The organism is Bradyrhizobium neotropicale, from assembly GCF_001641695.1.
In the GTDB taxonomy this organism is placed as follows: domain Bacteria; phylum Pseudomonadota; class Alphaproteobacteria; order Rhizobiales; family Xanthobacteraceae; genus Bradyrhizobium; species Bradyrhizobium neotropicale.
Window position 1 is genome coordinate 1 of record NZ_LSEF01000016.1, and the last position, 12,835, is coordinate 12,835.

The window sequence follows — 12,835 nt, forward strand, 5'->3', positions numbered from 1 at the left end:
CAGATCGAGAGCGTCGTGCGCGGCGCGATCAAGGACATCGGCTACGAGCAGGAAGGCTTCCACTGGAAGACCTGCGACATCGAGATCCTCCTGCATCTGCAGTCGGCCGACATCGCCCAGGGCGTCGATGCGCCGCAGCCGGGTGAGGTCAAGGAAGAGGGCGCCGGCGACCAGGGCATCATGTTCGGCTACGCCACCAACGAGACGCCCGACCTGATGCCGGCGCCGATTTTCTATGCCCACAAGATCCTGCGCCTCATCTCCGAAGCGCGCCACTCCGGCCGCGAGAAGGTGCTGGGCCCGGACTCCAAGAGCCAGGTCACCGTGCAGTACGAGAACGGCAAACCGGTCGGCGTACGCGAGATCGTGGTCTCGCACCAGCATCTGGTTCCGGACCTCACCTCCAGCCAGGTCCGCGACATCGTCGAGCCCTATGTGCGCGAGGCGTGCCGAAGGACTGGATCAACGGCAAGACCATCTGGCACATCAACCCGACCGGCAAGTTCTACATCGGCGGTCCCGACGGCGACTCCGGCCTGACCGGCCGCAAGATCATCGTCGACACCTATGGCGGCGCGGCCCCGCATGGCGGCGGCGCGTTCTCCGGCAAGGATCCGACCAAGGTCGACCGCTCGGCCGCTTACGCTGCGCGCTATGTCGCCAAGAACATCGTCGCGGCCGGTCTTGCCGATCGCTGCACGCTGCAGCTCGCCTACGCCATCGGCGTGGCGCGTCCGCTGTCGATCTACATCGACACCCACGGCACCGGTAAGGTGTCGGAGGACCAGCTCGAGAAGGCTGCCGCAAAGGCGATGGACCTCACTCCGCGCGGCATCCGTACCCATCTCGATCTCAACCGCCCGATCTACGCGCGCACCTCGGCCTACGGCCATTTCGGCCGCACGCCCGACAACGAGGGCGGCTTCTCCTGGGAGAAGACCGACCTGGTCGAGCCGCTCAAGCGCGCGCTGTAATCACCGACGTCACTTTCGGGACGCCGCGATGGCGGCGAACCCGGAATCTCGAACCGCTGGATTCCGGGGTCGCTCGTTTTAAGGGCGCCCCGGAACGACGAGCTAAACAAACAGGAAACCTCCTATGAACGCGAAGCCCGGCTTCACCGACTACATCGTCAAGGACATTTCGCTCGCCGATTTCGGCCGCAAGGAAATCTCGCTGGCCGAGACCGAGATGCCCGGCCTGATGGCCACCCGCGAGGAGTTCGGCCCGAAGCAGCCGCTGAAGGGCGCACGCATTGCCGGCTCGCTGCACATGACGATCCAGACCGCGGTGCTGATCGAGACGCTCGCCGCCCTCGGCGCCGACATCCGCTGGGTCTCCTGCAACATCTACTCGACGCAGGATCACGCCGCCGCCGCGATCGCCGCGGCCGGCATTCCCGTCTTCGCCGTCAAGGGCGAGACGCTGACCGAATACTGGGACTATACGGCCAAGCTGTTCGACTGGCATGGCGGCGGCACCCCGAACATGATCCTCGATGACGGCGGCGATGCCACCATGCTGGTGCATGCCGGCGTGCGCGCCGAGAACGGCGACACCGCCTTCCTCGACAAGCCAGGCTCGGAGGAAGAAGAGATCTTCTACGCGCTGGTGAAGCGCCTGCTGAAGGAGAAGCCGAAGGGCTACTTCGGCGAGATCGCCAAGAACATCAAGGGCGTCTCGGAGGAAACCACCACCGGCGTGCATCGTCTCTACGAGATGGCGAACAAGGGCACGCTGCTGTTCCCCGCCATCAACGTCAACGACAGCGTCACCAAGTCGAAGTTCGACAACCTCTATGGCTGCCGTGAATCGCTCGTCGACGGCATCCGCCGCGGCACCGACGTGATGCTGTCGGGCAAGGTGGCGATGGTCGCGGGCTTCGGCGACGTCGGCAAGGGCTCGGCTGCCTCGCTGCGCCAGGCCGGCTGCCGCGTCCTGGTGTCGGAAGTCGATCCGATCTGCGCGCTGCAGGCGGCGATGGAAGGCTACGAGGTCGTGACCATGGAAGACGCCGCGCCCCGCGCCGACATCTTCGTCACCGCGACGGGTAACAAGGACATCATCACCATCGAGCACATGCGCGCGATGAAGGATCGCGCCATCGTCTGCAACATCGGTCACTTCGACAACGAGATTCAGATCGCTTCTCTGCGCAATCTGAAGTGGACCAACATCAAGCCGCAGGTCGACGAGATCGAATTCCCCGACAAGCACCGCATCATCATGCTGTCGGAAGGCCGCCTCGTGAACCTCGGCAACGCGATGGGCCACCCGAGCTTCGTGATGTCAGCGTCGTTCACCAACCAGACGCTGGCGCAGATCGAGCTGTTCGCCAACAACAAGAACGGCAAGTACGAGAAGAAGGTCTACGTGCTGCCGAAGACGCTCGACGAGAAGGTCGCGCGCCTGCACCTCGCCAAGATCGGCGTCAAGCTCACCGAGCTGCGCAAGGACCAGGCCGACTACATCGGCGTGAAGCAGGAAGGTCCGTACAAGAGCGATCACTATCGCTACTGAGCCGCTATTCGATCGAGCATCGACGCGAAGCCCCGGAGCGATCCGGGGCTTCGTTGTTTTGAATGCGCCGTTCGAAACGTCCTGTGGTTGTGCCACGGGTCGATTGCCAGTTGACGGACAGGACCTGCAGGCGGACAATCCTCAGCGGCGGAGGAAACCATGCAGCAAGAACATTTCGACGTGCTGATCGTCGGTGCCGGTCTGTCGGGCATCGGCGCGGGCTATCATCTGCAGACGAAATGCCCGACCAAGAGCTACGTCATCCTGGAGGGGCGCGACTGCATCGGCGGTACCTGGGACCTGTTCCGCTATCCCGGGATCCGCTCCGACAGCGACATGTTCACGCTCGGCTATTCCTTCAAGCCATGGACCGATCCAAAGGCGATCGCCGACGGGCCGCAGATCCTGAACTATGTGCGGGAAACCGCGGCCGAGAACGGCATCGACGCAAAGATCCGCTATCGCCATCGCGTCAAGCGCGCATCCTGGTCGACGCCGGACGCGCGCTGGACCGTCGAGGCCGAACGCACGACGGGCGAGGGCGCGACCGAGCTCGTGCGCTTCACCTGCAATTTCCTGTTCATGTGCTCCGGCTACTACAAATACGAGGAAGGCTACACGCCGGAGTTCAAGGGCACGGCGGACTTCCAGGGCCGCATCGTGCATCCGCAGAAATGGACCGACGACATCGACTACGCGGGAAAGCGTGTCGTCGTGATCGGCTCGGGCGCGACCGCGGTGACGCTGGTGCCGGAGCTCGCCAAGAAGGCCTCGCAGGTCGTGATGCTGCAGCGCTCGCCGACCTACGTTGTCTCGCGGCCGGCGCAGGATCCGCTCGCCAACAAACTGCGCCGCGACCTGCCGGCGATGCTTGCCTACCATCTGATTCGATGGCGCAACGTGATGTGGGGGATGTTCTTCTTCCAGCTCAGCCGCCGGCGCCCGGCGAAGGTCAAGGAGCTGATCCTCAAGGGCGTGCGCATGGCACTCGGACCCGACTACGACATCGCGACCCATTTCACGCCGCGCTACAATCCCTGGGACCAGCGGCTGTGTCTCGTGCCAGACGGCGACCTGTTCAAGGCGATCCGCGAGCAGCGCGCTTCCGTCGTCACCAATGAGATCGAGACCTTCACCCGCGACGGCATCCGCCTCAAGGATGGCCGCGAGCTCGCGGCCGACATCATCGTCACGGCCACGGGCTTGGTGCTCCAGGTCGTCGGCGGCCTCGAGATCAGCGTCGACGGCCGGACCGTCGATTTCGCGAAAACGCTGACCTACAAGGGCATGATGTATGCCGACGTGCCGAACCTTGCCTCGGCCTTCGGCTACACCAATGCGTCATGGACGCTGAAATGCGACCTCACCTGTGAATATGTCTGCCGGCTCATCAACTACATGGACCGGCACAATTTCCGTCAATGCGTTCCGCACAATGACGACCCGGCGGTCAGCCTCCAGCCCTCGCTCAATTTCACCTCGGGCTATGTGCAGCGCTCAATCGCGAAGATGCCCAAGCAGGGCTCCAAACGGCCCTGGCGGCTCTACCAGAATTACGCCCTCGACATCGTCTCCCTGCGCTACGGCCGTATCGACGACGGCGTGATGCAGTATTCCTGATCACTGCCGCCGCCGTTGCGGTCACGCTTTGCGCGCGGTCAGCGCCAGTGCGAGATCGATCGCGAGCGCCAGGACCACCGCGCCGCCGCCGAGGGCGAACAGCATGAGGTAGTCGCCGCCTGTCTGCGCGTAGAACCAGGAGAAGCCGTAAGCCGCGGCCGCCTGGAACAGCGCAAAGCTGGTGGTGGCGTGGCTCCACGTAGCGCGCTGCTGTTCGGTGCTGTGCGGGTCCAGCTCATGGATGCGCCCAAGCACGAGCGGCACGATGCCGGGTGTGAAGCCGCCAACCACGACGCTCGACACGATCAGCGAGACCGGCGCGGTGCTCACGGTCGGCAGCAGCACGGCGGCCGCCTCGACCAGAAAGGCCGCGCGCAGCGCTGGCCCAAATCCAGCGCGGTCGCCGAGATGGCCGGTGACGAGCGGACCGACGATCGCGCCGAGGCCGTACAGTACCCAGTAGCGCGATCCCGCCGCGATGCCCTGGCCGAGGCCACGCGCCACGAAATCGACGATGAAGACCATGTGCGGCACCAGCGCCACCGCGTTGAGGCCGTACTGGACCAGCAGGGCGCGCGCGACGAGCGAGGTGTGACGTTGCTTTGCGTGAGAAGGCGCGGGCGTAGCATCGGTCTTCACCTCCGCCGGCCAATTCCACCAGCTCGCCAGAGTCAGCAGGCATGCGAGAACACCGAGGCCATACCAGCTCTGAGGCAAGCCCTGTTGCAGCAGTAGCGGCACCAGAGTGCCCGATGCGGCAACACCGAGGCCGACACCGGCGAAGATCACGCCGCCAACGATGCCGCGCTTGGCGGGCGAGGTGTGCGGCAGCACGGCGGACGCCGCGAGCACCATGATGATCCCCCCGGTGAAGCCTGCGAGGAAACGCCAGCCGAAGAACCAGGTGAAGGAGATCGGGTGTGAGCTGGCGAAGAAGGAGAGGGTGGCGAGCAGCATCATCGCGCGCAGCGATTGGACCGCGCCGATGCGGGCGGCCACGGCGCGTGCCGCGAGCGCACCGGCGAGATAGCCGGCAAGGTTGGCGGCGCCGAGATAGACGACGTCGGAGGCGCTGAACCACTTTGCAGCGATCAGGGCGGGGATCAGCGGTGTATAGGCAAAACGGGCGAGGCCGAGACCAACCAGCGATGCGGACAATCCCGCCACTGCATATCGCCAGGTGGATTGCGAAGTAGATTGTGAAGTGGATTGTGAAGTTGAGTGTGCACGTGATCCCGGCCGCCGATGCGGCCGGGCGTGGTGCTTCGTCTCTGCATTCAGTTCGGTCATCTCATCCTCCTGCGCGGGCTTGGCCGCGCGGATCATCTCTCTCCTGCGTTCAATGGCCGGCGCTCTGGCCGCCATCGACATGCAGGATCTCGCCGGTCACGAAGCCGGCCTGCTCGAGATAGAGCACGGCGTCGACGATGTCGGCCATCTCGCCCATGTGGCCGACGGGGTGCAGCGCGCCGAGCTGGGCATGCGTCTCGACCGGATGCATCGGCGACTTGATGATGCCGGGTGCCACCGCGTTCACGCGGATGCCGCGTTTGGCATATTCGATCGCGAGCGACTTGGTCGCGGCGTTGAGCCCGCCCTTGCTCAGCGAGGCCAGCACGGAGGGCACGTTCGAATTGGCCTGATCGACGAGGCTGGTCGTGATCTGGACGACGTGACCCGAGCCCTGCTTTTCCATCTCGGCGATGGCGAGCTGGGTGATGCGGAAGAAGCCCGCGACGTTGATGCCCATCACCGTCGCATAATCTTCCGCCGTGTACTGCGTGAACGGTTTGGCGAGAAAGATGCCGGCATTGTTGACCAGCGTGTCGACGCGGCCGAACCGGGCGACCGCCTGCGACACCACGCGCTTGGCGGTTTCGGGGTCGGCAATGTCACCGGCGACGGTGAGGATGCCATCGTCGGCAGAAGGCTTGATGGAGCGCGCGGTTGCGACGACGCGATAGTTGCGATCGCGATATCCCTTGACGAGGGCCGCGCCGATACCCTGCGAAGCACCGGTGATGATGGCGACTTTCTGCTCGATACCCATGATAGGCTCCTGTTGCTTGATCTGTGAGAGTGACCTTGTGCCGGTCCGCTGCGGGGCAGCCACTGGCTTGCGGTGAGAGGTACGCCGCGGCGGTCCGGTTGCGAATACACGCTGTCCGGCAGACACTCTTTCGCGGCGCGATCGAATGCCGGATCGGTCCCCCGGGACGGTTGTCCCAGCGCACTCAAGCGCTTAGCCTGCAACCGGATCTTGATGGGGCGGCGGGAAGGGCATGGATCGGCTGGATGCGATGAAGGTGTTCGTCCTTGCGGTGGACGAGGGCAGCCTCGCTGCCGCGGGGCGCAAGCTGGGCCGCTCGCCGGCCGCCGTGAGCCGCGCCATCGCCTTCCTGGAGGAGCGGGTCGGCGCCGAGCTCCTCCATCGGACGACACGTTCGATCAAGCTGAGCGAGGAGGGCGAGCGCTACGTCGAGATCTGCCGCCGCGTGCTGACCGAGCTGGAGGAGGCCGACGATATCGCGGCCGGCCCGCGCGCGGCGCCGCGCGGCACGCTCGCGATCACCGCGCCGGTGGTCTCGGGCGAGATGGTGCTGCGGCCGATCCTCGATGCTTTCCTCGATGCTTACCCGACCGTGTCGGCAAAGCTGTTGCTGTTCGACCGCTCGGTGAATCTGATCGAAGAGGGCATCGATGTCGCACTCCGCATCGGTCCTCTCTCGGATTCGGCAATGGTTGCGACGAAGCTCGGCGACGTGCGCCGCGTGGTGGTGGCCGCGCCGCGGTATTTGAACCAGCATCCGCGCATCGAGGAGCCCGGCGATCTCGCCAAGCACCAGATCATCGCGATGGCCCACCTGCCGAATTCCTGGACCTTTGCGCCGCAACGCGGCTCCTCTAGCTCGCGCACCGTCCAGTTCACGCCGCGGCTCGTGATCAACAGCACCTATGCCGCGGTTGCCTCAGCCGTCGCCGGCCGGGGCGTCGCGCGGATGTACTCCTACCAGGTCGCCGAGCAGGTGCATCGCGGCGAGCTCGATATCGTGCTCGCTGGCGACGAGGATCCCGAGATGCCCGTGCATCTGATCTCGCCGCAGGGCCGGCTATCGGTGCCGAAAGTGCGAGCCTTCACGGATTTCGCCGCGCCGCGACTGAAGAAGCAGTTCGCGGTTCTGAAGAAGGCGATCGACACTCGCTGAATTGTGACTCGTGTCCCGCATGGAAGAGGGGTTATCGCAGGCCGGCTGTTCGCTGCCGTCTCGATTGTGCCCACATCTGACGTGATAGACTGGCCCGTCGGCCGCATTGCGCGCCTGCAAAACGCACGAGTTGAAGATGTCAGAAGAAATAAACGACAATCGCCGCCGTTTTCTCACCACCGCCGCGATCGGCATCGCAGCTCCTCTGGTTTTCAGCCGCACCGTCGCGGCGCAAACCAGCAAGGCGGGGTCGGCCGCTCTGCCCGCGGTCAAGCCGGGCGCGAACACGTCGTTCGCTGCGATCAAGCAGATCGATGCCGGCGTTCTCAATGTCGGCTATGCTGAGGCCGGACCGGCCGATGGTCCCGTGGTGATCCTGTTGCATGGCTGGCCCTACGACATCCACAGTTTCGTCGATGTCGCGCCGGCGCTGGCGCAGGCGGGCTATCACGTTATCGTTCCGCATCTGCGCGGTTATGGCACGACACGCTTCCTGTCGCAGGACACGATGCGAAACGGCGAGCCCGCGGCGCTTGCCTCAGACATCGTCGCGCTGATGGATGCACTCGGCATCAAGCAGGCGACGCTCGCCGGCTACGATTGGGGTGCGCGGACCGCCAACATCGTCGCGGCGCTCTGGCCGGAGCGCGTCAAGGCGATGGTCTCGGTGAGCGGCTACCTGATCTCGAGCCAGGCGGCGGGCAAGACGCCGCTGCCCCCGAGTGCCGAGCTGCAATGGTGGTATCAGTTCTACTTCGCCACCGAGCGCGGCCGTGAAGGCTATGCCAAGAACCGGCACGACTTCGCCAAGCTGATCTGGAAGCTCGCCTCGCCGATGTGGCATTTCGACGATGCCACCTACGACCGCAGCGCCGCTTCGCTCGAGAACGCCGATCACGTCGACATCTCCATCCACAATTATCGCTGGCGGCTTGGTCTCGCGGAGGGCGAGGCGAAGTATGCCGAGTTGGAGCAGCGGCTGGCGAGCCTGCCGGTGATCACCGTGCCCTCCATCACCATGGAAGGCGACGCCAACGGCGCGCCGCATCCGGAGCCTTCTGCCTACGCCAAGAAGTTCTCCGGCAAGTACGAGCACCGGACCATCACCGGCGGCATCGGGCATAACCTGCCCCAGGAAGCGCCGCAGGCCTTTGCCCAGGCCGTGGTCGATATCGCCGGAAGCTGAAGGCGCGGGCGGCCGGCACGGGCCGGCCGCTCAGGCACCGCCAATGCGTCGTTTTGCGTATTCGGCCGCCCGGCTGAATCGGTCACCCTGTCCCAACGGTTAATGCCGGATTAACCGGCGAGTCCTAGCCTGTCCCGGCCGGGGTACTCGCAAGGCCGAGGTAAACCCAATGGAAGCCCAGAAGATTGCAGTCGACGCCGTCGTCGCGCTGACCGACTGTGACCGCGACGCGGCCATCACCTTCATCCGCCGGCTCTATCTCGAAGGCGTCAGGGATCCCAAGCGCCTGACCTTCAAGGGGCTCCAGGCGCTGGCGCGGGCCTGATTCGGCTCCTTCCGGTCCGTTTCTTGGCACCCGGTTCCGTCTTTGTGATCCACAGTCACATCGCAACCCACCGGTGAGTGCCTTGCCGCTGGGGTCGCGGCGGGCTACACGCATTCCGGCTGGGTCACTTGGGAACGGGGATATGCTGAAACAGCTCTTTGCGCCGCAACTTGTCATTCTTTATGTGCTTGCGGCATCGACGATTTACGTTCACTTCCGGGGCAAGCAGCGGCTGCGCTTCGCGCGCCAGCTCGGCGATCACTCGACCTATCTCGCGCCGTACAACGTGCTGATGTATGCGGGCTCGGCCGTGCCGAACAAGCCGGTGATCTCGGTTGACCAGTTTCCGGAGCTGAAGCCGCTCAGCGAGAATTGGGAGACCATTCGCGACGAGGCGGTGCGCCTGTTCGATGAAGGCTTCATCCGCGCGGCGGCCAAGAACAACGACTGGGGCTTCTACTCGTTCTTCAAGAGTGGCTGGAAGCGCTTTTACCTGAAGTGGTACGACGACTTCCTGCCCTCGGCGCGCACGCTGTGCCCGAAGACCGTGGAGCTGCTCAACTCGATTCCGTCCGTGCACGGCGCGATGTTCGCGATGCTGCCGCCGGGCGGCAAGCTGGGCGCGCATCGCGATCCCTTCGCCGGCTCGCTGCGCTACCACCTCGGCCTCGTCACGCCGAACTCGAACAAGTGCCGCATCCTGGTCGACGGCGTCGAATGCGTCTGGCGAGACGGCGAGGCCTTCATGTTCGACGAGACCTTCATCCACACCGCCGAGAACGCGACCGACGTCAATCGCATCATCCTGTTCTGCGACGTCGAGCGTCCGATGAAGTTCGGCTTCATGACCGCGATCAACCGCTGGGTCAGCCATCACATCGTCAAGGCGTCGGCGACCCAGAACGTCGACGGCGAGAATGTCGGCGCGCTCAACAAGGTGTTCGGCAAGCTCTACGAGATCCATCTCGCCAGCCGCAAGGTCAAGGAGTGGAACCGCAACGTCTACTACGCGCTGAAGTACTCGCTGACGGCACTGATCCTCGGCCTCATCGTGGTGTCGGCGCTGCGGTGATTTGAGTATGTAGGGTGGATTAGCGAAGCGTAATCCACCGTTCGACTGTAACAATTGATGGCGGATTACGCTTCGCTAATCCGCCCTACGATTTCAGAATCGAAAAGCCCCGGAGCCAAGCTTCGGGGCTTTGTTTATTTGTGTCGCCAGCGCGATGTGCTGGCGCAATCAAACCGGGCGGGCGCCGGTGTGAATGATCGACCCGACGTGCTGGCCGCGTAGCGCCGCGGTGAGCCGGCCGGGAACGAGGCCATTCACGACTTGCACCCGTGCGATGTGGCGCGCGTTGGCCATGACCTCGATCAGCGCAGGATCGAACGGCAGCGTGCCCTCGAGCTTCGCAAGCTCGGCGAAGCTGGTCTCTTTCAGCAGCTCAGCCTTCTTGCCGTCGGCGCCATTGGGATCGGTGGTGTAGACACCATCGACGTCCTCCACGATCGTGAGGCCGGCGGCCCCGAGCGCGTCGGCGAGCAGGAAGGCGCCGGTGTCGGCCCGATGCAGCGGGATGCGCGAGGTCGGGAATTCATGGTGATGGTAGGGCGGAAAGGCGCTGCCGACGACCGCGCGGGCGGCGGAGAGGTGAATGGCGAGCTGGCTCGCGATGGTGGGATGCTCGACGTAGGAGACGCCCTCCGGTGCGAGCAGGTTCGCGAGAATATGGCCGTTCTGGCCGGCCTCGCTTGCGGCGAGTGGCGCCAGCGACCCGACCGGAAGTCCGAGGTCGAGACCGACGCTGTAGAGATGACGCGCGCGGATGCCCGCGCCGGTCAAGATGAGCAGGCGATGCTCGGGCAGGAGCGACCGCAACTCGTCGACGAGCGGGAGGATCGCCTCGTGACCGCGATCCATGATGCGGCCGCCGATCTTCACGACATGCACCCAAGGCAGGAGCTTGATTGGGCGGCTGCCAGCGACGGGACGGGTGAGATCGCCGTCGAGCAGGGTCTGGCGCGCGAGCGGCGAGGCGACGTGCTTGATCTGGTTGGTGTCAGCCATGGCGTTGGTTCACTCTAGCTCGCAGTGATGATGGTGCCGACATGCTCGCCCGCGAGCGCGCGGGTGAGATTGCCGGGGACGAGGCCATTGATGATCTGCACCTCGCGAACGTGGCGCGCTGCGGCGAGCAGATCGAGCACCGGGAATTCGAGGATCGAGTCCTGCAGGCCCTTGACCTTCATCTCGGTCACCGAGATCTTCGGGATGAAGGTGGCATTCTTCGCCGTCTTCGGGTTCGCGGTGTAGAGCCCGTTCTCGTCCTTCACATAGATCATCGCCTTGCAGCCGAACTGCTCGGCGACGAGGAAGCAGCCGGCGTCGGTGCGATAGGGCGGGATCACGCCCTCGGCCGCGGGACGCATCCACAGGCTATAGGGCGGCATGCCGCTGAAGATGACGGCATTCACCTCGGCGAGGAACAGCGGCACGGACGAGAGCCCGGCGCTGCTGACGGCGGAGATGCCATGCTTGGCAAGGAGCTGCCCGAGCATCGCGGCGTTCTGATCGGCGACGGAGGCGCCGAGCTGCGACAGCACGCCGGCCGGCAGGCACAGCCCGGCCGCGATCGAATAGAGATGGCGCGCGCGCGTGCCGGCGCCGGTTCCGATCAAAAGCTTGTGCGCCTTGCGCGCCGCGACGATCTCGTCGACCAGCGGGTAGACCGCGGCGCGGCCGCGATCGATCACGCTCTGTCCGCCGATCTTGATCACGGTCGCATCCGGCAGGATGCGGAAGTCCGAAGCCGCCTCTGCGGCGGACTGAAGCTGTGGGTCGGTGAGCGAGCGCTGCATGAGCAGCGCTTCGAGCTCCGTGGTCGTGTTCGTCATCCGAGACATCCTCTCGTTTTCTGATGCAATCTCTGCGGCGGACCCGCCGGTCCCGACCGATCTCCACCCGTGGCCTCAAAGAAGTCCACCGGTGGTTTCAGAGTACATCTCTTGCTGGATAGTTCGGCCCATGGCAACAAGATTGCCGCGATTGAGTGGCCGAATATGGAGCAGGCAATGGCCCCCTTGCCGACCGCAAACACCGAGATTGCGCGATTCTTCCGTCAGTGGCTGGAAACCTTCGCGGGCTATGTCCGCGAGGTCGACTACGCCTCGGCGAGGCGGCTCTTTCATCCGGATGTGCTTGCCTTCGGCACGCATAACGACGTCATCCCTGGTCTCGATCAATGGGTCGCGACTCAATGGGATAACGTCTGGCCAAAGACGACCGACTTCCGTTTTGTCATCGAGCAAACTTCGATCCTGGTGTCCTCCGGTGGCACGATGGCGACCGTGATCGCGCCATGGACGAGCACGGGCTATCATCCCGATGGCAGTCCGTTTCCGCGGCCAGGCCGAGCGACGATGGTGTTTTCAGGGAATGCCGACGGTTGGCTGTGTGTGCATTCCCATATGTCACTCAATCGCGGCGTGCCGCAGGCCAGCCACGCCAATCGACCGGTGAAGGCCTGGTAGATCGTCCGACTTCGCGTGGCCGCAGTCATGCAAAAAGGCCCCGGATCCCTCCGGGGCCTTTCGACACATTGACGTTGCGCTGAGCCTATTCCGGCTGGCCGATCGAGACCTTCAGCGTGCCGACGCCGTCGACGCCGCATTCGAGCTTGTCGCCGGGCTGGAGCTGCGACACGCCGGCCGGCGTGCCCGTCATGATGATGTCGCCGGCGGCGAGCTTCACCTGCTGGGAGAGCTGCCAGATGATCTCCGGCACATTCCAGATCAACTCGGTGAGGTCGCCCTTCTGCGCTTCCTTGCCGTTGACCGTGAGCCAGATCTTGCCCTTGGAGGGATGGCCGATCTTCGATGCAGGCTGCACTGCGGAGCACGGCGCGGAGCCGTCGAACGACTTGCCGATCTCCCACGGACGCTCCTTCTTGCGCGAGGCGATCTGGAGGTCGCGGCGGG

12 protein-coding genes and 1 pseudogene are annotated in these 12,835 nt (G+C 64.6%); 8 read left to right on the top strand and 5 right to left on the bottom strand.

Annotation, left to right across the window (positions count from 1 at the left end):
- From metK to AXW67_RS02445, 3 genes and pseudogenes are all read left to right on the top strand, one after another.
- A pseudogene (metK, locus tag AXW67_RS02435) lies at window positions 1-974 on the top strand (methionine adenosyltransferase); the annotation flags it as partial.
- Between the two features lie 124 nt (window positions 975-1,098).
- Window positions 1,099-2,520, top strand: coding sequence for an adenosylhomocysteinase (gene ahcY / locus AXW67_RS02440; protein ID WP_063676344.1), 1,422 nt, complete (start codon window positions 1,099-1,101; stop codon window positions 2,518-2,520).
- A gap of 159 nt (window positions 2,521-2,679) precedes the next feature.
- The gene (locus tag AXW67_RS02445) at window positions 2,680-4,140 is read left to right on the top strand and encodes a flavin-containing monooxygenase (protein ID WP_063676345.1); all 1,461 of its coding nucleotides are present in this window, start codon (window positions 2,680-2,682) and stop codon (window positions 4,138-4,140) included.
- A gap of 21 nt (window positions 4,141-4,161) precedes the next feature.
- On the opposite strand, the gene AXW67_RS02450 is transcribed toward AXW67_RS02445, so the two are convergent.
- Together AXW67_RS02450 and AXW67_RS02455 are read right to left on the bottom strand one after the other, a co-directional pair.
- Complete coding sequence (locus AXW67_RS02450) at window positions 4,162-5,466, bottom strand: YbfB/YjiJ family MFS transporter (protein WP_145927371.1); 1,305 nt, start codon at window positions 5,464-5,466, stop codon at window positions 4,162-4,164.
- A 13-nt stretch (window positions 5,467-5,479) separates the two neighbouring features.
- Window positions 5,480-6,190, bottom strand: a complete 711-nt coding sequence (locus AXW67_RS02455) for an SDR family NAD(P)-dependent oxidoreductase (protein ID WP_063676347.1) — start codon at window positions 6,188-6,190, stop codon at window positions 5,480-5,482.
- Window positions 6,191-6,422: 232 nt separating this feature from the next.
- On the opposite strand from AXW67_RS02455, the gene AXW67_RS02460 reads away from it, so the two are divergent.
- From AXW67_RS02460 to AXW67_RS02470, 4 genes are all read left to right on the top strand, one after another.
- Window positions 6,423-7,346: a LysR family transcriptional regulator gene (locus tag AXW67_RS02460; protein ID WP_063676348.1), complete on the top strand. Its 924-nt coding sequence runs from the start codon at window positions 6,423-6,425 to the stop codon at window positions 7,344-7,346.
- A gap of 136 nt (window positions 7,347-7,482) precedes the next feature.
- Window positions 7,483-8,532: an alpha/beta fold hydrolase gene (locus AXW67_RS02465; protein WP_063676388.1), complete on the top strand. Its 1,050-nt coding sequence runs from the start codon at window positions 7,483-7,485 to the stop codon at window positions 8,530-8,532.
- Window positions 8,533-8,701: 169 nt separating this feature from the next.
- Window positions 8,702-8,857, top strand: coding sequence for a hypothetical protein (locus AXW67_RS43010; RefSeq protein ID WP_198024791.1), 156 nt, complete (start codon window positions 8,702-8,704; stop codon window positions 8,855-8,857).
- Window positions 8,858-8,999: 142 nt separating this feature from the next.
- Window positions 9,000-9,929, top strand: a complete 930-nt coding sequence (locus tag AXW67_RS02470) for an aspartyl/asparaginyl beta-hydroxylase domain-containing protein (RefSeq protein ID WP_063676350.1) — start codon at window positions 9,000-9,002, stop codon at window positions 9,927-9,929.
- A 168-nt stretch (window positions 9,930-10,097) separates the two neighbouring features.
- Here the strand turns inward: AXW67_RS02470 and AXW67_RS02475 are convergent, their stop codons facing one another.
- Window positions 10,098-10,925, bottom strand: coding sequence for an amino acid kinase family protein (locus AXW67_RS02475; protein WP_027554749.1), 828 nt, complete (start codon window positions 10,923-10,925; stop codon window positions 10,098-10,100).
- Window positions 10,926-10,939: 14 nt separating this feature from the next.
- Window positions 10,940-11,752 (bottom strand): amino acid kinase family protein, encoded by an 813-nt coding sequence (locus AXW67_RS02480; RefSeq protein ID WP_063676351.1) that lies wholly within the window; start codon window positions 11,750-11,752, stop codon window positions 10,940-10,942.
- Window positions 11,753-11,929: 177 nt separating this feature from the next.
- On the opposite strand from AXW67_RS02480, the gene AXW67_RS02485 reads away from it, so the two are divergent.
- Entirely contained in the window at window positions 11,930-12,388 is a 459-nt protein-coding gene (locus tag AXW67_RS02485; RefSeq protein ID WP_063676389.1) for a YybH family protein, read from the top strand.
- A gap of 85 nt (window positions 12,389-12,473) precedes the next feature.
- On the opposite strand, the gene AXW67_RS43655 is transcribed toward AXW67_RS02485, so the two are convergent.
- A partial coding sequence (locus tag AXW67_RS43655) for a fumarylacetoacetate hydrolase family protein (protein WP_245315377.1) occupies window positions 12,474-12,835 on the bottom strand: 362 nt, incomplete at its 5' end.

Coding starts and splice junctions, on each gene's coding strand:
- AXW67_RS02470 (WP_063676350.1), top strand. CDS start 9,000: ATGCTGAAACAGCTCTTTGCGCCGCAACTTGTCATTCTTTATGTGCTT.
- AXW67_RS43010 (WP_198024791.1), top strand. CDS start 8,702: ATGGAAGCCCAGAAGATTGCAGTCGACGCCGTCGTCGCGCTGACCGAC.
- AXW67_RS02480 (WP_063676351.1), bottom strand. CDS start 11,752: ATGACGAACACGACCACGGAGCTCGAAGCGCTGCTCATGCAGCGCTCG.
- AXW67_RS02450 (WP_145927371.1), bottom strand. CDS start 5,466: ATGATCCGCGCGGCCAAGCCCGCGCAGGAGGATGAGATGACCGAACTG.
- AXW67_RS02455 (WP_063676347.1), bottom strand. CDS start 6,190: ATGGGTATCGAGCAGAAAGTCGCCATCATCACCGGTGCTTCGCAGGGT.
- AXW67_RS02485 (WP_063676389.1), top strand. CDS start 11,930: ATGGCCCCCTTGCCGACCGCAAACACCGAGATTGCGCGATTCTTCCGT.
- ahcY (WP_063676344.1), top strand. CDS start 1,099: ATGAACGCGAAGCCCGGCTTCACCGACTACATCGTCAAGGACATTTCG.
- AXW67_RS02475 (WP_027554749.1), bottom strand. CDS start 10,925: ATGGCTGACACCAACCAGATCAAGCACGTCGCCTCGCCGCTCGCGCGC.
- AXW67_RS02445 (WP_063676345.1), top strand. CDS start 2,680: ATGCAGCAAGAACATTTCGACGTGCTGATCGTCGGTGCCGGTCTGTCG.
- AXW67_RS02465 (WP_063676388.1), top strand. CDS start 7,483: ATGTCAGAAGAAATAAACGACAATCGCCGCCGTTTTCTCACCACCGCC.
- AXW67_RS02460 (WP_063676348.1), top strand. CDS start 6,423: ATGGATCGGCTGGATGCGATGAAGGTGTTCGTCCTTGCGGTGGACGAG.